At 71.3% G+C, this 24,758-nt stretch carries 9 protein-coding genes and 1 riboswitch; of the genes, 3 read left to right on the top strand and 6 right to left on the bottom strand.

What is annotated here, in order from left to right:
* Positions 1-120: 120 nt before the first annotated feature.
* Positions 121-786, top strand: coding sequence for a response regulator transcription factor (locus MKP15_RS13765; RefSeq protein ID WP_054668422.1), 666 nt, complete (start codon positions 121-123; stop codon positions 784-786).
* A 50-nt stretch (positions 787-836) separates the two neighbouring features.
* Here MKP15_RS13765 and MKP15_RS13760 read toward each other — a convergent pair whose 3' ends face one another.
* Positions 837-3,305 (bottom strand): methyl-accepting chemotaxis protein, encoded by a 2,469-nt coding sequence (locus MKP15_RS13760; RefSeq protein WP_240213093.1) that lies wholly within the window; start codon positions 3,303-3,305, stop codon positions 837-839.
* Between the two features lie 190 nt (positions 3,306-3,495).
* Positions 3,496-3,655, top strand: a riboswitch (yybP-ykoY riboswitch).
* Between the two features lie 11 nt (positions 3,656-3,666).
* Here MKP15_RS13760 and MKP15_RS13755 point away from each other — a divergent pair.
* On the top strand, positions 3,667-4,248 hold the full coding sequence (locus tag MKP15_RS13755) for a manganese efflux pump MntP family protein (RefSeq protein WP_104939965.1): 582 nt from the start codon (positions 3,667-3,669) through the stop codon (positions 4,246-4,248).
* Between the two features lie 694 nt (positions 4,249-4,942).
* On the opposite strand, the gene MKP15_RS13750 is transcribed toward MKP15_RS13755, so the two are convergent.
* Positions 4,943-8,365: a PAS domain-containing hybrid sensor histidine kinase/response regulator gene (locus MKP15_RS13750; protein WP_240213092.1), complete on the bottom strand. Its 3,423-nt coding sequence runs from the start codon at positions 8,363-8,365 to the stop codon at positions 4,943-4,945.
* A 75-nt stretch (positions 8,366-8,440) separates the two neighbouring features.
* Positions 8,441-9,862, bottom strand: coding sequence for an ATP-binding protein (locus tag MKP15_RS13745; RefSeq protein ID WP_104939967.1), 1,422 nt, complete (start codon positions 9,860-9,862; stop codon positions 8,441-8,443).
* A 228-nt stretch (positions 9,863-10,090) separates the two neighbouring features.
* On the opposite strand from MKP15_RS13745, the gene MKP15_RS13740 reads away from it, so the two are divergent.
* Positions 10,091-12,037, top strand: a complete 1,947-nt coding sequence (locus tag MKP15_RS13740; protein ID WP_240213091.1) for a diguanylate cyclase — start codon at positions 10,091-10,093, stop codon at positions 12,035-12,037.
* Between the two features lie 70 nt (positions 12,038-12,107).
* Here MKP15_RS13740 and MKP15_RS13735 read toward each other — a convergent pair whose 3' ends face one another.
* The 3 genes from MKP15_RS13735 to MKP15_RS13725 are packed head-to-tail and all read right to left on the bottom strand — an operon-like array spanning position 12,108 to position 24,614.
* A complete protein-coding gene (locus MKP15_RS13735) occupies positions 12,108-13,121 on the bottom strand; it encodes an OmpA family protein (RefSeq protein WP_240213090.1) in 1,014 nt (337 codons plus the stop codon).
* Positions 13,122-13,131: 10 nt separating this feature from the next.
* Positions 13,132-16,512, bottom strand: a complete 3,381-nt coding sequence (locus tag MKP15_RS13730) for a hypothetical protein (protein WP_240213089.1) — start codon at positions 16,510-16,512, stop codon at positions 13,132-13,134.
* Entirely contained in the window at positions 16,509-24,614 is an 8,106-nt protein-coding gene (locus tag MKP15_RS13725) for an SdrD B-like domain-containing protein (protein ID WP_240213088.1), read from the bottom strand. Before MKP15_RS13725 ends, MKP15_RS13730 begins: the two co-directional genes overlap by 4 nt.
* Positions 24,615-24,758: the final 144 nt, after the last annotated feature.

The raw sequence follows: 24,758 nt of genomic DNA, 5'->3' as shown, positions 1-24,758 counted from the left end.
GGTTTGATTGCCCGCTTCTCACTCCGCCCTTTTCCCAACCTCTCCCCGCAAGCAGACCGGCTTTTACTTTTGCTTTTGCCTTCTCTCACTCCTCACTCCTCTTCAGCCACTCCTGCTCCAATGCCCACCCTGCTGATCGCCGATGACCACCCGCTGTTCCGCGAAGCGCTGCGCGGCGCGGTGCAGCGGGTCATTCCCGGGGTGCAGCTGCTGGAGGCCGACAGCGTCGAGGCGCTGTATGCGCTGGCCGAGCAGCATCCCGATGCCGATCTGGTGCTGATGGACCTGAACATGCCCGGCGCGCAGGGGTTCAACGCGCTGGTGCACCTGCGCTCGCTGCACCCGCAGTTACCGATCGTGGTGGTGTCCGCGCGCGAGGAACCGACGGTGATGCGCCGCGCGCTCGACCATGGCGCGTTCGGCTTCATCCCCAAGTCGGCCGATTCGGACACCATCGGCCATGCCCTGGGCACCATCCTCGACGGCGAGCGCTGGGCACCGGCCGAGGCGCACAACGTGCCGCCCACCGACCACGAGGAACGCGAGGTCGGCCAGCGCCTGCGCGAACTCACCCCGCAGCAGTTCCGGGTGCTGCAGATGCTCGGCGCCGGGCGCCTCAACAAGCAGATCGCCTACGACCTGAACGTGTCCGAGGCCACGATCAAGGCGCACGTCACCGCGATCCTGCGCAAGCTCGGCGTCACCAACCGCACCCAGGCGGTGCTGATGGCCGGCAAGCTGGCCATCGACGACGACAGCATCGTGCTGCCGCCGGAAGAAGACTGAGCCACGCCATGCCGGGGCGGCACGCCGCCGCCCCGCCGTCGCGTCCACGGTCAGGCCGCCGGCGAAAGCCGCGGCGCGGCGGCGCCGTCCACCACGAAGGTTTCCGCCGCCGCCGCCAGCTCCTGCGCCTGCTCGTGCATGGCCAGCGCCGCCTGCGAGGACGCGCGGGCGACGTTGCCGCTCTGGCGGGTGCCGTCGCCGATGCGCCGCAGCAGCCGCTCGACGTCGTCCACCGCGCTGACCTGGCGCGCCGACGCCGCGTCGATGCGCGCCATCGCCACCACCACCTGCTGCACGCGGCCGCCGATGTCCTGCATCGCCTCGCCGCTGCTGTCGACCAGATGGGCGCCGGCCTCGACCTGCTGCAGCGAGGCATCCACCAGCGCGCGGATCTGCTGCGACGCCGCGGCCGAGCGCTGCGCCAGCTGCCGCACTTCGCCGGCGACCACCGCGAAGCCGCGGCCATGGCTGCCGGCGCGCGCGGCTTCCACCGCCGCGTTGAGGGCCAGCAGGTTGGTCTGGAACGACAGGCTGTCGACCGTGGCGACGATCTCGCGGATATGGCGCGAGGACGCGCGCAGCCGCTCCATGCCGGCCACCGCGGCGGTGGTGGCCTCGCGCCCGCGTTCGGCGGCCACGCTCGCGGCTTCGGAGATCTCGGCGCTGTGGCGCGCGCTGTCGGCGTTCTCGCGCGCCTCCCCGGCCACCGAGCGTACGCGCTGCAGCGCGTCGTGCACGTCGTCGACCTGCTGCTGGACCTGCGCGGACAGTTCGCGGGTGCCGCTGGCCATGTCGGCCACCGCCGACTGCACGCTGCCGGCCGACTGCTGGATGCTGGAGACAATGGCCCCGACCTGGCGCATCGCCACCTCCAGCCCCTGCCGCAGCCGCGCGTAGATGCCGTCGCCATCGTCGCGCATGCGCGCGCTCAGGTCGCCACGGGCGAAGTGGCCGATCACCCGAGTGGCATCGCCGACCTGGGTCTGCACGCTGTCCAGCAGCGCGTTGATGCGCCCGGCCAGCTCGCGCACGAAGCCCTGCTTGTCGCCCAGTTCGATGCGCCCTTGCAGGTCGCCGGCCGCGGCCGCGGCCACGACCGCCGCGACTTCGTGGGCGATCACCCGCTCCAGGCGCCGGTCCTGCCATTCCATCACCAGCCCCAGCACCCGCGCCTGTTCCAGCACCGGGCTGGCGCGCAGCAGGAAGCCGGTGTTGCCCAGCTCGACTTCGGCATCGACCGTAGCGCCCTCCCCGCGGGCCCGCGCCAGCACCGCGGCCACCTCGGTGCCGAGTGCAGCCACGTCGGCACCGGTATCCACCGCGGCATCGACGCCCGCCTCGGCGAAGGTCTGGCGCAGGGCATCGTTGGCGTACACCACGCGTCCGTCGCCATCGGTGACCAGTACCGCGGCGCGCGCCACGTCCAGCGCCTGGCGCACGCGCTGGTTGGCCAGCGCGGCCACGCGCTCGCTGGCGATGCGTTCGCGCAGGCTGGCCTGCATCTGCATCAGCGCGGTGGCGAGGCGGCCGATCTCGTCATGCCGGTTGCGCACCACCAGGGTGCCGTCCAGGTGGTCGTCGGCGATCGCCCCGGCGAACGCCGCGGCCGCGGCCAGCGGCCGGTCGATGGCACGCAGCAGCAGCACCAGCAGCGTCACCAGCAGCGCACCGACGATCAGCACGGTGGCGGCGAAGGCGGCGTTCATCCAGTTGCGCGCGGCGGCCTGCCCGGCCTGCTGCGCCTGCAGCGCGCTGCGCTGGTCGCGCTGCAGGCGCAGGATCACCGGGTCCACCTGCGCGGCATAGTCGTCCAGCGCCTGGGTCTCGCTGTCCACGCCGAAGCGCGCCGCCGCATAGGACAGGAATGCCCCCTGGTAGCGCTGCATCGCCTCGCGCACCTGCGCGCGCACCGGCTCGGGCATGCGCGCGCGCTGCAGCAGCAGTTCGAACGGCATCGCTTCGGCGCCCAGTTCGTCGGCGTACTTCTGGTCGCGGCGCAGGATGAAGTCCTTCTCGTGGCGGCGCATGCTAAGCATCGACACCTGCAGCTCCGGTTCGCGGTATTCGCCGATCAGGTTCTCCACGGTATGCACCGCGGCGCGCAGTTCGCCCTGCATGCCGCTGTCGGCATCGTGGCCGAGCTCGCCGATGCGCTCGTCCAGCAGCCGCGCCGATTCCAGGTAGGCCTGCAGCGCGGTGGCCAGCCCGGGCGGCCACGGTTCGGCGCCAGGCACCGGCGCCAATGCCTGGCCCAGCTGCGCACGCGCCTTGCCGAACGCCTGCCCGGCGGTGGTCGAGAACGACATGGCATACTCGGCCTGCGCGCGCCGCGCTTCGGCGAAGGCACGCGCCAGGTTCTCCAGCCGCGCCGCGTCCTGCTGGTAGCGTTGCAGGCGCTGGTCGGCGGCACGGGTGCCGGCGCTGAGCCAGGCATAGGCCGAACCGATCACGGCCAGGCCGACCACCAGGGCCAACAGGCTCAACCGCAGCTTCTGGGCGATTCCAAGCGGGAACTTCATTGCACGACTCCGGGCGTGGGGACGCCTCTGGATCGGCCGCTGCCGCGCTTTCTTTAGGACGTCCGGCGAGCGCAGGCGCGCCGCGGGCGGCGCGCGGCGCAATGAGGCCAGCGCCTGATGACAGGCGCATGTCAGCGGGCGCAGGCGAGGGCCGCGGGCGCCACGGCGGCGTGCTAGAATCCGCGCTCCCTTGGGGAGTAGCCTGCTTCCAGCGTCTGGAAGCGCACGCGTCAACACACTCGACCATTGCGTCGTGGCGCGTGCGACCGGTTCCACGGTTGGCGAGACCAACGGCATGCGAGCGCAACGTCAGGTCGGGCGCGCCGCGTGTCGTCCGTGTCCGCCCGGCCAGGAAAACCCGATGTCCCCACTTTCCATCCTCCTGATCGGCTTCGCCATGTCCACCGACGCCTTCGCCGCCGCGATCGGCAAGGGGGCGGCGATGCGCCGGCCGCGCCTGCCCGACGCACTGCGCGCCGGCCTGATCTTCGGCGTGATCGAAGCCATCACCCCGCTGCTGGGCTGGCTGCTGGGCCGTGCCACCTCGCAGTACGTGGAAGCGTTCGACCACTGGATCGCCTTCGTCCTGCTCGGCGCGCTGGGCGTGCACATGATCGTGGCTGGGCTGCGCCCGGATGCCGAGGAGGAAACCCAGGACGCCGGCGACAACCGCCACCACCGCTTCTGGACGCTGGCCGCCACCGGCCTGGCCACCAGCATCGACGCGGCCGCGGTCGGCGTGAGCCTGGCCTTCCTGGACGTGCATATCGGCGTGGTGGCGCTGGTCATCGGCCTGTGCACGCTGGTCATGGTGACCTTGGGCATCATGCTCGGGCGCGTGCTCGGCGCGCTGGTCGGCAAGCGCGCCGAGATCGTCGGCGGCGTGATCCTGATCGTCATCGGCGCCAGCATCCTGTACGAACACCTGCACGGCGCGGCCTGACACGCAGGTTCGGGGCTCGCCCCGCACGGGTTTCCCGGTGAAGCCCCATGCGCGGCAAGCCCCGCATCTACGCAAGCGACACGGCCGGCAATCACCGGTGCGTCCGGCGCCGACGAGGTTCTACCGCCGGGCAACGACGAAGCTCCACGTAGGTGCGGGGCTCGCCCCGCACGGCTTTCCCGGTGAAGCCCCATGCGCGGCAAGCAGCGCATCTACGCCGAGCGGCCGGCAATCACCGGTTCGCCCGGCGCCGACGAGGTTCTACCGCCGGGCAACGAGGAACCACGTAGGTGCGGGGCTCGCCCCGCACGGGCTATCCCGGCAAGGCCCCATGCGCGGCAAGCGGCGCATCTACGCAAGCGGCGCGGCCGGCAATCGCCGGTGCGCCCGGCGCCGACGAGGTTCTACCGCCAGGCAGCGAGGAACCACGTAGGTGCGGGGCTCGCCCCGTACGGGCTTTCCCGGTGAGGCCCCATGCGCGGCAAGCGGCGCATCTACGCAAGCGGCACGGCCGGCAATCACCGGTGCGCCCGGCGCCGACGAGGTTCTACCGCCGGGCAGCGAGGAACCACGTAGGTGCGGGGCTCGCCCCGCACGGGGTTTCCCGGTGAGGCCCCATGCGCAGCAAGCAGCGCATCTACGCGAAGCGGCCGCATGCGCGGCAATCTCGGGCGCAACCGGCTTCCATGAGGCCCTACCGCCAGGCGGTCAGGAAGGCGCGCAGCGAGGCCGGCTTCACCGGCTTGGTCAGCACCCGGTAGCCGCGCTCGCGCGCCATCCGCTTCAACTCGTCGCGGCCGTCGGCGGTGAGCAGCGCGCCGGGCAGCGGCCGGCCGGCGGCGGCGCGCAGTGCGACCAGCGCGTCGAGCCCGTCCATGCGGTCATGCAGGTGGTAGTCCACCAGCATCACGTCGGGGTGCTCGGCGATCTTCTGCAGCGCGATGTCCACGGTGCTGGCAGCGATCACCTCCACCTTCCAGCGGCCGAGCAGCGCGCGCATGCCGTCGAGGATTTCCTGGTCGTTATCCACGCACAGCAGGCGCAGCCCGGCCAGCGCCTCGTCGCCGCCGAACCCCGGCATGGCGCGCGGCGGCGGCGCCACCGCCGGGGTCGGTACCCGCGGCAGGGTGATGGAGAACATGCTGCCGCGGCCGGGCTGGCTGCGCGCATCCAGGCCATGGCCCAGCAGGCGCGAAATGCGCTGGCAGATCGACAGGCCCAGGCCCAGCCCCTGCTCGCCCCAGTCGAACGGCTGCTGGTAGCGGTGGAACTCGTTGAAGATCTGCTGCATGTGGTGCTCGGGAATGCCCGGGCCGGTATCCCACACTTGCAGCTCGACCTGGCCACCGCGCACCCGCAGCGCCAGCACGATGCGCCCGCTGCGGGTGTAGCGCAACGCGTTGGCCATGAAGTTCTGCAGCACCCGGCGCAGCAGCCGGCGGTCGCTGCGCACCCACGCCGGGCGCGCGAACACGTGCAGCCGCAGCCCGCGCCCGGCCGCCACCGGGGTGTACTGCGCGGCCAGCTCGCGCACCAGCACCGCGGCATCGAAATCAGTGAGTGTCGGGCGCAGCCCGCCGGCATCCAGCCGCGACACGTCGAGCAGGCCGTCGAGCAGCTCCTCGGCCGCGCGCAGCGAGGCATCCACGCGCTCGGCGAGATGGCGTTGTTCGTCGTTCTCGTGCAGGCCGTCGCGCAGCGCCGAGGCGAACAGTCGCGCGGCGTTCAGTGGCTGCAGCACGTCGTGGCTGATCGCGGCCAGGAAGCGGGTCTTGGACTGCTGCGCCGCCTCGGCCGCCTGCGAACGCTCGGCCACGCGCTGCTCCAGGGTCTCGTTGGCCTCCAGCAGCGCCTGCTCGGCGCGCTTGAAGTCGCTGATGTCGTTGTAGCTGGTGACGTAGCCGCCGCCGGGCAGGGCCTGGCCGCGCAGTTCGATCACCTTGCCGTCGGCGCCGGTGCGCTCGAACACGTGCGGCGTGCCGGCGCGCATGTGGCCGATGCGGCGGTTGATCTGCACCTCGATGTCGCCTTCGCCCAGTTCGCCGCGCTCGGCGTTGTAGCGGATCAGGTCGGCGACCGGGCGGCCCACGTAGAGCATGCCGTCGGGGTAGCCGAACATCTGCTGGTAGCGGCGGTTCCACGCGGTCAGGCGCATGTCCGGATCGACCACGCTGACCCCGGCGCTGATGTTCTCCAGGGTGGTCGACAGGATCTCGCGGTTGAAGCGCAGCTCCTGCCCGGCCTCGTCCAGCACCGCGACCACTTCGCCCAGGTCCATGCCCGAGCCGCGCAGCAGGCTGGTCAGCAGCAGGCGCGCGGAGGCGGCGCCGATCGACGCGGCCAGCAGGCGTTCGGTGAACTGCACCCAGGCGCGGTCGGCGGCGGCGGCCGGCTGGAACTCGCGCTGCAGCGCCTGCGCCTGCTCGACGAAGGCGCGCCGCGCGCGCACGTCGCCGACCACCCGCGTGGCCAGCGCCAGCAGGTCGCGCACCTTGACGTGCGCCGGCCAGTCGCCGGCCACCGCCGGGCGCCGCGCATACGGCTCCAGGAACGGCGCCACGCGCAGCCGTTCGGCCACCCCGGGGCGCCAGCGCATCGACACCAGCAGCATGGTCGCGGCATTGAGCAGCAGCGACCAGAAGGTGCCATGGGTCAGCGGGTCCCAGCCGCGCAGGCCGAACAGCTGTTCCGGGCGCAGCCAGTCGATGCCGAACGGGCCGTGCTCGACCAGCGCCACGTCGAGCCAGCCACCGTGGCTGAGCGCCGGCAGCAGCAGCGTGTAGACCCACAGCGCGAAGCCCACCGCCATGCCGGCGCCGACGCCGCGGCGGCTGGCGCCGCGCCAGTACAGCCCGCCGATCAGGCCCGGCGCGAACTGCGCCACCGCGGCGAAGGCCATCAGCCCGTAGGTGGCGAGCATGGTGTCGTTGTTGCTGCCGCGGTAATAGCCGTAGGCCACCAGCGCCAGCAGCAGGATCGCCAGGCGGCGGATCCACAGCACCCGCGAGGCGACGTCGGCGGCCTCGCGGTGGTCGCCGCTGCGGCGCAGCAGCAGCGGCATCACCAGGTCGTTGCTGATCATCGTCGCCAGCGCGATCGAGGACACGATCACCATGCCGGTGGCCGCCGAGAAGCCGCCGACATAGGCCACCAGCGCCAGCGCGGTGTTGCCGGTGCTCATCGGCAGCGCCAGCACCAGCGCGTCGTCGACCACCCCGCCGCTGCCGAGCAGCGCGTTGCCGGCCACCGCGATCGGCACGATCATCAGCGAGATCAGCACCAGGTAGCCGCCAAACAGCCAGCGCGCGCGGCGCACGTCGCCGACGTCGCCGCACTCCACCACCGCCACGTGGAACTGGCGCGGCAGGCAGATCAGCGCCAGGAAGCTGAGCAGGGTCTGCGAGACGAAACCCACCGGCGGCGTGCCTTCGAACAGGGTCCGCGCCGAGGCCACCACCGCGGTGCCGCGGTCGGACAGCCAGACGTAGGCGAACACCCCGACCGCCACCATCGCCAGCAGCTTGATCATCGACTCCAGCGCGATGGCCAGCATCATGCCGTGGTGGTGTTCGGTGGCGTCCACCTGGCGGGTGCCGAACAGGGTGGCGAACAGTGCCATCAGCAGCGCCACGTACAGCGCCGGGTCGGTGAGCGCGCCGCCACCGCCGCTGTCGCCGGTGAGCACCTGCAGGCTCATCGCCACCGCCTTGTACTGCAGCGCCAGGTACGGCACCACGCCGATCAGCGCGATCACCGCCACCAGCGCGGCCAGGCGCCGCGAACGGCCATAGCGGGAGGAAATGAAATCGGCGATGGAGACCACGTTCTCGCTGCGCGCGATCAGCGCCAGCCGCTCGATGATGCGCCAGCCGAACAGCAGCAGCAGCAGCGGCCCCAGGTAGATCGGCAGGTAGCCGATGCCATAGCGCACCGCGGTGCCGACCGCGCCGTAGAAGGTCCACGACGAGCAGTACACCGCCAGTGCCAGGCTGTAGACCACCGGCCGCAGCCATGGCCGGTCCGGATACATGGGCCGATGGTCGCCCCACCACGCCACGCCGAACAGCAGCGCGGCATAGCCGAGCGAGACCAGCAGCAGGATCCAGCTTGAGACCAAGGACGAGTTTCCGGACGGGCCGTGCCGCAGTGTAGCCGCTGCCAGGCCCGCGCCGCGGCGGCCACCCGGCGCCGGTCAGCAGGGCAGCGCTTCGCCGCCCCCGGCCGCGGGCACCGGCCCGGCGGGCAGCGGCCGCGCCGGCAGGTACAGGTGGAACCGGGTGCCTTCGCCCGGGGCACTGTCCACTTCGATGCGGCCGTCGGCCGCGGCGACCAGGTTGCCGGCCACCGCCAGGCCCAGGCCGGTGCCCTGGCCGCTGGGCTTGGTGGTGAAGAACGGCTCCATGCAGCGCTGCCGCACTTCCTCGCTCATGCCATGGCCGCTGTCGCTCACCTCGATGCGCAGTTCGTTGCCCGGCTCCGGGCAGCACAGCGCCAGCCGGAAGGTGCCGCCGTCGGGCATCGCTTGCTGGGCATTGGCGGCCAGGCTCAACAGCACCAGTTCCAGCTGCGCCGGATCGAAATGGATCTGGCACTGCACCCGGCCGGTATCCAGTTCGAACACCGTGCGCGCGTCGAACAACTGGCGCAGCATCGGCTCCATTGTGGCGATGGTCGGGGCCGCGTCCAGCAGCTGCGGCCGGGCCACGTCCTGGCGGCTGAAATCCAGCAGCCGGCGGGTCACCGCGCCGGCGCGCCGCGCCGCCGACTCCACGCCCTGCAGCGCCGCCTTCAGCTCGGCCGGATCGTCGCTGCGGCGGCCCTTGCCGGCGTAGCCCATGATCAGCGCCAGCAGATGGTTGAAATCATGCGCCACGCCGCTGGCCAGCCGGCCCACGTTCTCGATCTTCAGCGCATGCACCAGCTGCTCGCGCGAGCGTTCCTTTTCCTGCATCTCCAGCTGCAGCGCGTCGCGCTTGCGCGCCAGGTCGGCGCCGCGGCGCTGGGCGATGCGCAGGTTGTGGCGCAGCGCGGACAGTGACTGGTCCAGGACGAAGGCGACCACCACCGTGCCGAACCCGGACAGCGTCAGGTCGCGCAGCACCAGCTCCACGCGCGAGGGCAGGTAGAAGCCGGCGGCCGCGTCCTGCCACGCGCCCAGCGCCAGCAGCGCGCCCAGCCAGGCGGTCGCCAGCCACAGCGCGCGACGCCCCAGCAGCGCACCGGCCAGCAGTACCGGCAGCAGCTGCAGCAGTTGCCCGTGCATCTGCGCGCGCAGGCCCCAGTAACCGTAGGCCACCGAGGTCAGCACCAGGTTGAGCACCACGAAGGCCATTGCCGACAGGTGCAGGCGCCGGCGCCGCAGCAGTTCCAGCGAAACCAGGCAGGTGAGCATGCCGGCCACGCCCAGCACCTGCGCCAGCGTGCTGGCCGCCGGTCCCTCCCATAGCAGGAGCAGCAACTGGTAGCCGGCCACGGCCAGCAGCAGGCGCAGCAGCATGGACATGGCGCGTGCCTCGGTGGCATCGACCACCGCCGGCGCGCGCGGCGCGTCGCTGGCACGCGTGCGCCGGGATGACTCGGCCGGATCCCCGGGCCGGGTAGTGCGGGAAAGCATCGGGCGGAATCCCCGGCGCGGCGGGCGGCCACGCGGCAAATGGATGGGTCGCCGCCATATTACGGGCCCGCCGGCGGCAATGTGCCGGCGCGGCGCGGACGCGGCGCCGGATGGCCGCCCGGCGGCGCCCGGCATGCGGGCAGTACGGCTATATTACCGGCGTCCGTCGCGCGATCTGCCGCGCCGCCAGCCGGCCGGACGCTCCCCCGCCTGGAACCACCGGACGCCATGCCCCGACCGCTTCGTGCCACCCGATTCCGCCGCCTGATGCCATGGGCGGTGCTGGCGACGGTCGTGGCCGGCCCCGCAGGCGCCCAGACCGTGGAAGCCGATGCACGGCTGATGGACCAGGTGGCACGCTGCCACGCGACGGTGCACGGCGCCCCGCGCGAGGCGCTGGCAATCGCCACCCGGCTGCTGGCCACGCCGGCGCTGCCCGTGGTGGTCGAAATCGGCGCCGAAGGGTGCCGCGGCTTCGCCAGCCAACTGCTGGGCCAGGGCGACGCCAGCCTGGAATCGGCCGCGCGCCTGCAGGCACTGCTGCGGACACCGGGGCTACCGGCCTTCGAACGCGGCCGTGCGCTGCAGATGGCCGCCACCCTGCTGCAGCGCAATGGCCAGACCACGGAAGGCCTGCAGCTGCTCGAATCGATGCTCGAGCGCGGCATCGCCGAGGGCGACGTGGGCAGCCAGATCACCGCGCTGACCGGCATCGCCCTGATCCGCGGCGAGCAGATGGACGACCCCGAAGGCGCGCTGCACTACCTGCAGCAGGCGCTGGCGCTGTCCGACCACCTGCGCCGGCCGCCGCTGGCGCAGGACGTGATGCTGCACTACAACCATGGCTACACGCTGCTGCGGCTCAAGCGCCATGACGAGGCGGAGCGGGCGTTCGCCCGCGCCGAATCCATCGCCGGGCGCGTGTCCAGCCAGGACGTGATGCTGCACCGGATCCGCGGCCACCGGGCCGAAATCCAGCATGCCCGCGGCCGCCTGGAGGCGGCCAGGGCGCAGTTCCTCGCGATCCTGCCGTGGCAGGCGAAGAACGACCCGCTCGGGCAGATCGTCACCCTGCAGCGGCTGGCACGGATCGCGCTCGAGCAGCAGCAGCCGCGGCAGGCGCGGGAGCTGGGCGAACAGGCGCTGGCGCTGGCCGAAACCGGCAAGTTCCCCGAAGCAACCCGCGACAGCCTGGACATTCTGGCCGAAACCAGCGTGGCACTCGGCGATACCGCCGAGGCGCGCGACTACCTGCGCCAGGCCAGGCAGATCGACCAGGCACGGATGAAGGGCGACGACCTCAACCGGCTGGCGAGGCTGCAGGCCACCGCCGAGAAGGCGCTGGACCCGGCCCGCATCAACGCCGTCCAGGAAGCCAGCCGCGACCGCCTGCTGCGCAATGCCGCACTGGCGGCGGCGCTGATCCTGCTGCTGGGCGGCGGCGCCCTGTACCTGCGCATGCGCCGCCAGCAGCGGCAGCTGCGCAGGCTCGGCACCATCGACGCGCTCACCGGGCTGCCGAACCGGCGCGAGGCGCAGCGCCTGCTGGACGCCGCCATGTCAGCGCGCACCGGCGAGGCGCGCAGCGCCGTGCTGTTGCTGGAGATCGACGGCTTCAAGGCGCTCAACGACCTGCATGGCCATGCCGCCGGCGACCTGCTGCTGCGCGCGGTGGCCGAGGAACTGGTCCGCGGCAGCGACCAGCACGACCACGTGGCGCGCTGGGGCGGGGCCACGTTCGTGGTGATCCGCGCCAACACGTCGCAGGCCGCGGCGTTCGCACTTGCCGCGCACCTGTGCCGCCGCATCGAACGGCTGCAGGTGGATGTCGCCCCGGGCCAGTGCCTGACCCCCAGCCTGTCCGCCGGCGTGGCCCCGCATCCGCTGTTCCCGGGGGCCACCGCGAACCAGACCGACACCCTGCGCGCGGTCAGCCGGGCGCTGCAGGTGGCGCGCCGCAGCGGCGTCGGCACCTGGGCCGGGTTGTGGGGCCTGGCCGACGGTCGCACGGTCGACCTCTACAGCATCCTGCGCGATCCCGAGCACGCGCTGGCGCAGGGCTGGATCGCGATCGGCGGCGGCCAGCCGATGTCGTGGGCGCCACCGCGCGAGGTCGCCGCCGCGCCGGCGCGCGACGAAAACCGCGGCCCCAACCGGATGTCCCATCTGCCCTGAACCCGGTATCCGCCGGCCACGCGCACCCGGCAACCGATGCAGACCGCGACCTTTCACCTGGCGCGTGCGCTCACCGGGCCAGTTCGAAGCGCACTTCGACCCGGCGGTTGGGCAGCAGGCATTCCAGCAGCGCGGCACGCGGCGTGACGCCGTCGCACTGCTGCACCTGCTGGGTATCGCCGCGGTATTCGTAGCGGATCGCATCCGGGTCGATGCCGCGGCCGATCAGCAGCTCGCGCACCGTCTGCGCGCGCCGCTGCGACAGGCCCTGGTTGTAGTCGAAGCCCCTGCCCTGCATGCGGTCGGCGTGCCCGACCAGGGTGACCCCGGCCAGTTCGCGCTTCTCACCGGCGAGGGTGGCCAGCGCGCGGTCGATGCTCTCCAGCGAGTAGCCGCGGATGTCCTTGCGGCCGTCGCGGTCGAACTCGAACAGCACGTTGGCGATCAGCGGGCCCGGCGTCGGCGCCGCGGCGGCGGGCGCCACGGCGCACTGGCGTGCCAGCGCCTCGGCGTCGTTGACCAGGTCTTCGGCGATCTGGATGTACGGCTTGGAGTGGCGCCACTGCTGCTGGTTGAACTCGTTGCCGGCGTGCACCAGCTCGACCTCGCCGCAGGCCACGGCCTGCTGTGCGCAGCTGAAGCCCGGGGTGCCGTGGATCGCCTTCAGGCGCTGCCACAGGTCGTCGCGCAGGTACCGGGCGTTGTTGACCAGGGGCGTGTCGGTGGGAAGCGGCGCGACGCCGTTCTCCATGGCCACGATCAGCTTCTCCGACTCGGTCAGCGCGTCCTGCGGGAACGCGCTGCGGTCGTTGCGGGTGTATTCGTGGAACGACACGTCCAGCCAGCACTGCGCCTTGGCCATGCCGTAGTCGCGCACCGGGCGACCGGCGTCGTTGAGCGCCTGGATGCGGCCCTGGGTGGCTTCGTAGCCCTGCAGGTCGGCATGGATGGCTTCGTCGGTGATGCGCTTTTCCTGCGGGTTGAGCCGGGTCTGCTGGGCACCGGCGCTGCCGGCCACGATGGACAGGAGGGCGGCGGACAGCAGCGCGCGGGACAGGGTGGAACGGGTATGCGGAGATTTCATCGGGTCGTCCTCAGCGGGCCGGGTCGCGGTAGCGCACCGGGTCACGGCGGAAAAGGTCTTCATCGAACTTGAAGCGCAGGCGCAGGAACGCGCCCTGCTGGGTGTACTCGTAGCCGTTGAGGTCGCGGTCGCCCTCGAAGCCGGTCCAGTTGTAACCGGCCGACAGCCACAGGTTCTGCCGCAGCAGGCGGCCCACTTCCACGCCATAGGCGTACTGGTTGCTGCCGGATTGGCCACGGAAGGTGGAGCCAAGCACGCCGATGTCCCAGTTCTCGGTAATGTCGTAGACGATGCGGCCGGACAGCAGCAGCGCACGGAAGCTGCTGTCGACGCGGGCGCCGTCACCCAGGGCGAACTGGTCGCGCTGCCACTTGCCGGCCACGCGCCCGGTGAGCCACCACGGCCGCGACGGATGCCAGTCGGCATGCGAGGAGACGATGTGGGCGCGGGTGCGCACGTCCTGGCTGGTGCCATTGACCGCCTGGCCGTCGAGCAGGGTCAGCCCGCTTTCGTCGCGCTCGAGCTTGTACTCGTAGCGCATCAGCGCGTTGACCCGGTTGCGGTCGGTGTCGCGGTAGGCCAGGCCCAGCTGGAAGCGGTCCTGCAGGACGTCGCCGCGTTCCTTGTAGTTGGTCGCCAGCAGGTAGTTGCGGCCCAGCAGGGTCCAGTCGCGGCTGAGCTTGCGCGCCAGCATGAACTGCAGCAGCGTGGTGTCGAACGCCTCGTTGGCCTCGGTGTGCACCACGTCCTCGGAGATGCGGTGCTCCACGCGCACCGCGCCGCGCCACAGCGGGTTGGCGCTGTAATCCAGCGCCAGCGCCAGGCCGGTACTGTCGCCGGTGTCGCCGGCGATCACGTTGACCCGCTCGGCCGAACTGCTCAGGCGCAGGCCTTCGCGGATGTCCCAGTTGTTGCGGATGCCCGAGGCGGCCTGCACGTCGCGGCCGCTGATCGCATCGCGCAGCCGGTATTCGCTGAACGCCTGGGTGTCGCGCAGGTAGCTGCTGTCCACGCCGAACACCAGCGCATCGGCCTCGCGGTCGGTGGTGGTGATGCCGTAGGCGCTGGTCAGGCCGGTCTGCTTCTCGTAGCGGCCATACAGGCGGCTGCGCTCGAAAACCTGGTAGTCGACGCCGGCGGCGACGCGGTGGCGGTCCTCGCCGCTGACGCTCTGCTCGACCTCGGCGCCGCCGCTGAACTTCTCGCTGAAGCGGTAGCCCAGGCCGATGCGGGCGCTGTCCGATTCCAGCCTGGTGCCGATCGGCAGGTCACTGGTGATGGGGCTGCCGGACGACGGGCCGTTGATGACCATCAGGCCGGTAGCCGGGTCCAGCGCCTGCTGGCCATAGCCCAGCGCGCCGCCGCCGGCACCGGTGGCGAAGCCGCCGGTCAGGCCGCTGGTCTGCCCGAACGGCGCGCCCATCGACCACGGCGAGGTCACGCCGATGGTCTCGCGCACGCTGCGCAGGCCGAAATCCAGGGTCAGCCGCTCGGTGGCGCCCACGCGCACGCCGGCGCCGCCGGCCTCGCGCTCGCCGCCATCGGGGTTGCGGTCCTCGCTGCGCAGGCCCTCGACGTACAGCTCCAGGCGCGGGCCCACCGCGTAGCTCAGCCGCGCGTTGTACTCGCCACGCCCGCCGTACAGCGGCGAGGCCGGGTTGTTGAACGCCGGGTCGGTGCGCGCGGCGAACAGGCGCGCATCGAACCTGTCGCCGTCGTGGGTGAACTCCACGCGCCAGGCATCGCCCTCGACCTCGCCCACCACGTCCTTCAGGCCCTGCGAAGTGATCTGGTTGAGCGAGCTGGTGTTGACCTCGCTGCGGGTGCGCGCGAACTCGGCCACCAGCATCGTGTTCTCGCCGAAGCGGTAACCGGCGTTGGCGCTGCCCATGCGGAATTCGGCATAGGGGTTGCGGTCTTCCACCGCCGAGGCGCCCACCTCCAGGCGGTCGGTCAGTTTGAACTGGCCGTCGGCGCCGAACACCCAGAACTTCTCGGTCTGCTGGTCCAGCTCGTAGGTGATGCGCAGCGACACCGGGTTGAGGTCGCTGTCGAAGGACGGCATGAACTGGTTGAGCAGGATGCGTCCGGAGAACGGCTCGAAGCTGTAGTCGACGAGCCTGGCCAAGGGGCGGACCGAGACGATGCGGGTGGGCTGGTTGCGGTCGCGCACGATCACTTCCACCCGCTCGCTGCCTTCCAGCACCGCGTTGTTGCGCAGCGCGTACGGGCCACTGCCCTGGCTGCGGAACTCCTCGATGACCTGGCGCAGCGAGTCCTCGATGGCGAACACGTTGCCGCGCGCGCGCGCGCTTTCGAAATGCCAGCCCAGGCCGGTGGCGGTGCGGTTGTAGGTGCCCAGGCTGCGCTGCGGGATCGGCCCGCTGCCGCCGATGCCGGTACTCGTGGCCAGCGTGTCGCCGGTCTGGAAATCGCCATACAGCAGGTAGCTGCGCTTGTTGTCGATGCGCACGTACAGGCGCTCGGCCGAGCGCGCGTCGAAACCGCGCAGCGACGCATCGCCATACACCGGGTAGAACTCTTCGGGCTGGATGTCGCGCAGCAGGCGGCCGCGCACGTCCTTGTCCGAGTCATAGGCGGCGGTGAGCAGGTACTCGCCCTTGATCCGGCCCTTGACGAAGAACGCGGTGCGCGCGGCGGCATTGGCCTTGCCGTTGTTGAACTGCTTCTCCCAGCGGCGGATGTCGCGGTCGAAGGCGTCGTGGTGCTGCACCGGCGAGATCAGCCCGGCGTTGGATCTGTTGCGGAAGTTGACGATGCCTTCGATCAGGCCGGTGGCCAGCAGCTCGCGCATTTCCGGCAGGAAGCCGATCACGCCCTCGGCGGCCTGGCCGCCGGCGGTGATGCGCAGCACTACGTCCTGCGGCTCGTGCGGGGCCAGCAGGTCGAACTCGGCCACGCCATCGCGCACCACCAGCTGCACGCCGGGGGTGACCTTGTTGGCATCGGCGGCGCCGGGGCCGAACTCGTCGGTACGCGAGCCCGGCAGGCGGATGCGGCCGCCGCTGTGCTCGATGGTGGCGTAGGCGGTACCGGACAGCGGCCTGCCCTGCCCGTCGAGCAGCTGCACGCGCACATGCACCGGCGTCTGCCCGTCGGCGGGCACGCCGTCACGATCGACCTCGACGCGGACCCGATCCACGCCGCCGTTGCGGCTGTAGTCCAGCACGCCCGGACGGGCGGCGACCACTTCCGGCGCCGCGTCCACGCTCGCCGGCGAGCGCGGGTACAGGGTCGAGGCATCGCCCAGCACCGGGGTGAAACGGGTGCTGCTGCCCACGTTCTGGGCCAGGGCCGGGGTTGCGGCCGTGGCCAGCGCGCAGGCCAGCAGGCTCAGGCGTGGCATCGCGCGCACGCGAGGGCGGCTCATGGCTGCACCTCCTGCGAAGCCGATGCGGCGGGCGGGTTGGGTCTGGGTTCCACGATCGGTCTCTGGTTGGCCGAATCCGTGGCCTGCTGCGGCGCACGGACGGGTTTGCTTTCGAAACGCAGCGGCGACTGGCCCGGCTCGCTCTCCGGTGCGCGCACTTCGCCCTGGGTACGGCGCGCCTTGACCTGCTCCAGCAGCGGGTTGGCGCAGCTGCCCTCGATGAAGTCGGCGCGGTGCAGCTCACCGTTCTTCAGGTCCAGGAACAGGCTGTCGGCGTCGCCCAGGTTGCGGTTGCTGCTGGTGGTCAGGCGCGAGCCGACCGGCAGGGTCGACGGATCGACCTTCAGCGTGTGGCTGTTCGGCGGCAGCCCGCAGTAGCTGTACTTGCCTTCCGAATCGGAGACCAGCCAGGTGCCGTCGGAGAAGTACAGGCGCACCCCGGGGATGCCCAGTTCTTCCTGGTCCTGCACGTGGTTGTTGTTGCAGTCCACGAACACCTTGCCCAGCACGCAGGCCTCGTCGGTGAACACGCCGCCGGTGACGCGCACGCGGTACTGGGCGTGGTTGGACGGGGTCGAGCCCGGCAGCGGGTTCAGGCCCACCGGGTCGATGCAGCCGCCGGCAATGGAGCAGCCGTGCGCCTGCGCGCGGTTGATGCCGTCGCCCTGCAGCGCGCCCACGCCGATGCGCGCGCGGTAGGTCAGCAGCAGCTGGCCGCCGGCGGCGATCGGGCCCAGGTCGAAGCCCAGGCGCGGCCCCGGCCTGCCCAGCGGTTCGTCCAGCGCACGGCCGTCGACGCGGGCGCTGCCGTCGAGGTAGGTGAAGCCACGCGGCAGCACGTCGACGATGTTCACCGTGCGCGCGGCGCTGCCGGACACGTGGCGCACCTCGATGGTGTACTGCACGGTGTCGCCGATCTCGGCCATGGCGCGGTCGCCGCGCTTGCTGATCATCAGCTGCGTGTCTTCCGGCGCTTCCTGCACCTCGTTCGGCACCCGGCACAAGTTCTGGCTGATCTGCGGGTCACACAGGTCGAGCTGGCCGGGGGTTTCCTCGAACTGCTTCCACTGCTCGTCGGAGGGCTTGCGCTGCGGATCCTCGCCGCCGCCGGACACGATCACCGCGTTGTTCACGGTGCCCTGGCCCACGGCTTCCGGCAGCACGTCCACCGGCACCTTGATCGCACCCGGATGGGTCGCGCCGGCAGCCAGTTCGCGCGCGCTGGCGCAGGCGAAGCGGCGCTCGCCCACGCTGCCGGTACAGGCCCAGCCGTCACCGGCGGGCAGGCCCGACAGCACGATGCCGGCCGGCAGGTGTTCGCTGACCACGTACTCGGCGTCGGTGGCGCGCTCGCCGATGTTGCGCACCCGGATCAGGTAGCTGGCCGGCTGGCCCACGGTGAACACGGCGCTGTCGGCGGCCTTGCTGACCACCACGTCCGGCCACGCCTTGAGCAGTTCGCTCGGCAGGCGGCAGGCGTTGTGCACCACCTCGGCCTCGCACACCGGCAGGATGCCGACGTCGCCGCCTTCCAGCGCCTGCTGTTCTTCCGGCGTCGGGCGGCGCGATTCCGGCTCGCCGCCGCCGGCGACCAGCACCGCATTGTTGACGGTGCCGGCGCTGGCATCGGCGCCCACCCGCACCGGCGCGCTGAGGGTCGCGGCCGAGGTCTGCCCGGCGGCCAGCACGGTGCTGCTGCGGCAGCTGAAGCGGGTGTCGCCGGCGCTGCCGGTGCAGCTCCAGCCGTCGCCCGTGGGGACAGCAGCCAGGGTCACGCCCTGCGGCAGGCGGTCAACTACCTCGTACTCGCCGCTGGTCGCGGCCAGGCCGGCATTGCGCACCACGAGGCGGTAGGTCGCGGTGCCGCCGGTGACCAAGGTCGCCGGCTCCACCGACTTGCTGACCCGCAGGTCGGGCACGTCGGTGTTGAGCTCGCCGAAGTTGTTGGACTGCGAGTGGATGCCCGGCTCCAGCGTCAGCCCGCTGATCACCGAGACCGGCTCGCTCTTCGGCGTGCCGTCGCCACCGGTGGTTCCCGGCACCGTCTGCCCGCTCTGCGTCTGCGGCGGCTGGTTGGGCTGGGTCAGCTTGTAGCGGCCCGGGCGCAGGTCGGGGAAGTGGTAGCGGCCGTCACCGTCGGTGACCGCGGTCACGCGGACCGGGTTGCCGAGGTCGTCCACGCCTTCCAGCACGATCTCCTGGCCGGGGATGCCGGTTTCACCGGCGTCGACGCGCCCGTTGTCGTTGTCGTCGTACCAGACCTGGCCGGCGATGGATGCCGGCGGGATCTCGCCGAAGTTGTTGGCCACCGAGTTCTCGTTGGCGCCCAGCACGATGCCGCTGATCGCCGACGGCGTGGTCGCCACCGCGGTGGCGTCGCCGCCATGGCTGCCGGCGCGGGTACGGCCATTGAAGGTGCCGGCCGGCTGTTCCGGCTCGGTCACGGTGTAGGTGCCCGGCGCCAGTCCGTCGAACAGGTAGTCGCCGTTCGCGTCGGTCCGCACCTCGGCCACCACCGGCATGCCCTGGGCGTCGGTGCCGGTCAGGCGCACGGTGACGCCGGCGATGCCGGTCTCGCCGACGGAGATGACGCCATCGTTGTTGCGGTCCAGCCACACCCGCCCGGCGATCGAGCCGTTCATCGGGATCTCGCCGAAGTTGTTCTGCACCGCGTGCTGGTTCTCGCCCAGCACGATGTTGCCGATCGCCGACGGCGTGGTGGCCTTGCCGGTCGCGGTGGCGCCGGCCAGCGGCACGCCGCCGATGTTGCCTGCCACGGTCTTGCCATTGAGCGTCAGCGGCGGCTGGTTCGGCTCGGTGAGCGCATAGGTGCCCGCCGGCAGGTCGGCGAACAGATAGCTGCCGTCGGTGCCGGTGGTGGTGGTCCGGGTGATCGCGTTGCCGTTGACGTCGGTACCGGTCAGTTCGACCGTGACTCCGGCGATGCCCTGCTCGCCCACGTCGATGACGCCATTGTCGTTGCCGTCCAGCCATACCCGGCCGGCGACGGTGCTGCGGGTCGGGATCTCGGCGAACAGGTTCTCCAGCGACTTCTGGCCCGGGGCCACGGTGATGGCGGCGATCTGCGACGGGGTGGTGTTCACCCCGGTCGCGGTGCCGGTGGTGATGCCGCCGACGGTGCCGGCGGTGGTGATGCCGTTGGCGGTGCCGGCCGGCTGGTTCGGCTGGTGCAGGGTGTAGGTGCCCGGCAGCAGCTGGGTGAACGAGAACGTGCCGTCGTTGGCGGTGGTCGTGGTGGCGACCACGGTACCGCCGGCATCGCGCAGCTCGATGGTCTGGCCACCGATGCCGGCGTCGCTGCCGTTCTGCACGCCGTCGTTGTCGTAATCCATGAACACGCGGCCGTGGACCTCGGCGCCTTCCTGCTCGCCGAAGTCGTAGTTCTCGCCGTTGCCGGTGAGCCGGATGCCGCTGATGCGGTCGGTGGTGGGCGCGTCGCCGGCCACGCCGGTCTGCGCGCTGCCGGCGCTGCAGCCGGCGCCACCGCAGGTGCCGGGCTTGACCGCGCTGGGGCGGTTGAGATGGCCGGCCGGCAGTACTTCGCGCACGGCATAGGTCCTGGCCGGGTCCAGGCCCACGAACTTGTAGAAGCCGTTGGCATCGGTCAGCGCGGTGCCGGTCGGGCCGGTGACGGGCACGTAGTCGCCGCCGACCAGCTCCAGCAGTTCCAGGGTGGCGCCGGCGATGGGCTCGTCGGTACCCGGGTCGCGCACGTCGTTGACGTTCTTGTCCAGGAACACGTGGCCGGACAGCGTGTACAGCGTGACTTCGGGGAAGTCGAACTGCACGCCCTGGCCGCCGCTGCCCAGCACCACGCCGCTGATGACGCCACCGCTGGCGACGATGCCGGCGCCGCCCTTGTCGGTCACGCCGGTGCTGGCGCCGTTGCGCACGGTACGCGTGCTGTTGGGCTGCGGCATGCCGTTGTTGTAGCCACCGGACACGGTGCTCTGGTCCTGGCTGAGGGTGTAACCGGCGGCGTCGGACGGCGCCAGCCCGTTGAACGCATAGTCGCCGTTGGCGTCGGTGGTGACGGTCACGTCGATCGCGTTGCCGTACACGTCGGTGCCGGTCAGGCGCACGCTGACATTGGCCAGGCCGGTGTCGCCGGCGTCGGTGTCGCCGTTGTTGTTCTGGTCCAGGAACACGCGGCCGGCGATGCTGGCGTTGCGCACCTGTACCGGGCCGTCCTGCTCGTTGTTGTTGGGATTGCTGTCCTTGGCCAGGTCCTCGTTGGCCGCGTCCTTGCCCGGCTGCACGGCCGCGTGGTTGTCCACGTCGGCCAGCCACGGCCCGGCGTACACGCCCGCCTTGGGACGCGCATGCAGGGTCAGGGTGTAACCGCTGCCCGCCGGGAAGTTGCCGTTGACGTGGCAGGTCACCTGCTGCACCGGCGTCGCGCTGGTGACGCTGGCCACGCCGTTGGAGACGTAGCAGACGTCGGCCGCGTCCGGCGCCGGCGGGCCGGGCTGCACGGCCAGGGTGCCGCCGGCCGCGGCCAGCGTGGCGCCGCCGGTGGCGCTGCCCACGCCCGGGGCGGTGCCGGGAATCCACTCGAAGCCGGACGGCAGCGTATCCACCACGCGCATCTGGGTGGAGGTGGAAATGCCGTTGTTGCGCAGCACGATCTGCCACGGCACGGCCTGGCCGACGTCGGCCGGCGAGACCATGGCGGTCTTGCTTACCACTTCCAGGTCGGTGCTCGGGAACAGCACGTTGTTGATCGCGGCCAGGTTGTTGCCGGCCTGCAGCGGATCGGCGGTGCACTTGCCGGAGGATTCGTAGCTGTTGGTCTCGTCCGCACAGACGTGCACGGCATTGCCGAAGATCACCGGCGCGGTGGACACGCCGGTGGGCTGGAACACCAGCTCGAAGTTGACTTCCTCGTTCACGTCCAGGGTGCCGAACGTACACACGGTCGCGGCGTTCGGCGCCGCCTGGGTGCAGGCAACGGTCTTGCTGGCCAGACTGTAGCCGGCGCTTGCCGCGCCCGCGTTCAGGTTCTGCGGCGTGCCCTGCAGCGTCAGGGTGAACCCGGACGGCACGGTCAGGGTGTCGGTCATTTCGATGTTTTCGGCGATCGACGGGCCGGCGTTACGGATGCTGAAGCGGTAGCGCAGGTCATCGCCGGCGCGGAACTCGCTCTGCCCGGCCGGGAACACCGGCACCTTGCCCTGCTGCAGGTCGAACGACGGCACGGTGACGTCGAACACGGCCGAGGCGGTGTTGTTCGCCAGCGCGTTGGCGTCACCGCAGCTGCTCGAGTTCGCCACGCCATCGGCGCGGTATTCGCACATGTTGTCCAGGTGGACCTGGGCGGTGTTGGTGACGTTCTCGTACAGCTTGTCGCCCAGCGCACCGGTGTAGCTCGGCGGCTTCTTGACGCGCGCGCGCACGGTGACCGTCTGCACCTCATGGCGGGAGATGGTCGTGACGTTGACGCACGAGATGGAACCGCTGGCCAGGTTGCTGGCCGCGCAGCTCATCTTGGCCACGTCGGCCGGCTTGACTTCCAGCACCTCGAAGGCCGGGGTGGACAACGTCGCCGCGCCGGTGAACAGGCTGTCGGTGATGCGGAAATTGCCGGCGGCGATGTGGTCCTGGCCCTGGTTGCGGGCGACCAGGGTGAACAGCACGGTCTCGCCCACCGATGCCATCGGGTTGTTGCCGCCGCTGGCCGGGATGCTGGTCGTCACCGTCTTGCTGGCCATGGCCACGTCGGCCCGCGGCAGCACCCGCACCCGCGCGGTATCGCTCATCACGTTGCCGCCGGACAGGTCCTTCAGGAACGCATTGGGCGAATCCAGCGTGGCGGTGTTGTCCAGCTGGCCGGTGGGCGCACCCAACGGGCGCGACAGCGTGGCGGTGACCACGATGGTGGCGCCGGCCGGCACGTTGTTGAAACTGCAGACCTGCTCGGTGGTATTGCCGGATTCAATGGTACTGCCGCCCTGGCCGTACGAGTTCGGATTGCCGGGGATACTGGCGGGGCAGCTGTGCGTCGCGCCCGCGGCCTGGCTCAGGTCGTAGCTGAAGCTGATGTTCGGCGTGACATAGGTCGGTGCGGCGGCGGCGGCACGCATCAGGCCGCGATAGATGTCCTTCACCTGCAGGGTCGGGATCGTCGCCTGCGCTGCGGCGGTGGTGATGGTCATCCGCCAGTGCATGTCGTTGTCGGCGGCGGCCAGGGTCGGCGCGTCGGCGACGTCGTCGTGCCAGGTGGTGCCGTCCACCGAGGACTCCTTGCGGATACCCACGCGCACGTCTTCCAGGGTGGTGCCGATACCGTTGGCGGACTGGCAGTCCCGGCCGTTGGTGCCGTTCTCGGCGATGCCACCGGTCGCGCCGGCCTCGTCGGGGTCGGCCGGCTGCGGGCCGTTGCCCGCGTTCAGCCCCAGCAGGCGCAGCACCTCGCTGCCGGTGCAGGCGATGTTGGTCAGCGTCACCGGGTTCGGCCCCAGGGTCGCGGCGTCGGCGATGGTGTGGGCGAAGCTGAAGGAACGCGCCTGGCCGACGCTCATGGTGCCGGGGCCGGGCAGCTCGCACGAAACCTGCGTCGTCTGCGCGGGGTTGGCGCCATCGGCGCGCGGCGAAGCCGGGGTGACGGTGCACACCCAGCCGTTGCTGGCGGTGACCGAGGCATTGGTGATTTCGCGCGGATCCAGCCAGTCCACCACGCGCAGCGGCTGCGACGGGCTCCAGCTGACCGTTTCCGGACCCCGGTTGGTGACGGTCAGGGTGGTGTTGATGGTCTGTCCCGGCGCCACCTTGGCCGGCTTGTTCTTGGTCAGCCCCAGGTCGGCCGCCGACGGCGCCATCCAGTAACGGACGGTGGCGCTGTTGTTGTTCGGCTGGCCGTCGTCCTGGCCGGGCGGCAGGGTCAGCACGGCGGGCAGGTACTCGCCGGTGCGGCGCACGTTGTCCAGGGTCACCGGGATCACGAACGGTGCGGACTGCCCCACGTTCAACGTGCCCGCGGTGCAGCTGACCTTGGTGCCGTTCCAGGTCCCGGTCTGGGTCCCGCCGCTCACCGGCGGGCCGATGGTCAGGCTGCTGGCCGGCGTGGATGTACAACCGGCTGGCAGCGTACCGAGGGTGAAGCCGGCCGGAACGATGGTCTCCACCACGGCACCGGCGGCCGACACCATGGGCCCGTTGTTGGTCACACCCAGGGTGATGGTCTGGTTGCTCAGGCCCGCCGAGGGCGAGGCCGAGCTGTTGCTGAGCGTGGTGGCGATGGTCGCCACCAGGTCGGTGGCCGGCTCGGTGTTGTAGTTGAGGCTGGCGCTGTTGTTGCCCGCGGCCAGGTCGATGTAGAGCGTATTGGCGGAGCTGATCGACGCCGTGTTGACGAAGCTGCCGTAGCTGCGGGTGGTGCCACTGACATCGATCCAGCTGCTGTTGAGCTGCGCGGCGCTGATCGCCGAGCCGCCGGCGGTATAGGTACAGGTCAGTACGCGGCTGCTGTTGGCCGTGGCCACCGCGGTGCACGCCGGCGTCAGCGGACCGCCGAAGGTGACTCCCGTGACCACGAAACCGGTGGCCGCGCTGCCGGGCAGGTTGTCGGTGATGACGATGCTGCCGCCCACCGGCACGTTGTTGCCGCCGGCGGCGATGTTCGGCGTCAGCCGGAAGGTGCTGTTGCCACCGGTCAGCGGGCTGCCGCTCGCCGGCACGGTCATGGCCTTGCCGACGGTGAGGTCGCCGGCGTTGCGCACGTTGCCGGAGAACGCGGCGGACGGGCCCGAGGTGCCGGTGGCGGTCAGGTTGAAGCCACCGGCGGTCACGCCGCGCACCGGGAAGCTCACCGTGCCGCTGCTGCCGGCGGTGGTCGAACACACCATGTTCGGCGCGGTGTAGGTGCAGCCGGCCGGGGGCGCGGGCGGGTTGGCGCCGAGCTGGGCGGGGATGACGACGGTGACGGTGTCACCGCCCGCGCTGGTACGCGTCCAGTCGACGGTGACGTTCACGTCCTGGCCGATGCCGATGTCCGCGGCGGTGGTCACCTGGGTCGCGGTAACGGCGGCGTTGGCCGCCGGCGCCATGAAGCCGACCGCGGCCAACAGGCCGGCGAGCTTCATCGCGCGGACGGCAGATCCATTTGCGTGCGCGCGCGAAGACATCGCGCGAGCGGCCTGTTCGTGAGATTGGTACACGGGTGTTCCCCTGCGTCTGCAGCTGTTGCGCCCCACCCGGCTGACGGCGTGCCGGGCCTTGCGTGTTGT

The sequence above is a fragment of the Stenotrophomonas sp. Y6 genome, assembly GCF_022436665.1.
Lineage (GTDB): Bacteria > Pseudomonadota > Gammaproteobacteria > Xanthomonadales > Xanthomonadaceae > Stenotrophomonas > Stenotrophomonas acidaminiphila_A.
This window is presented reverse-complemented; position numbering and strand designations above follow the sequence as displayed.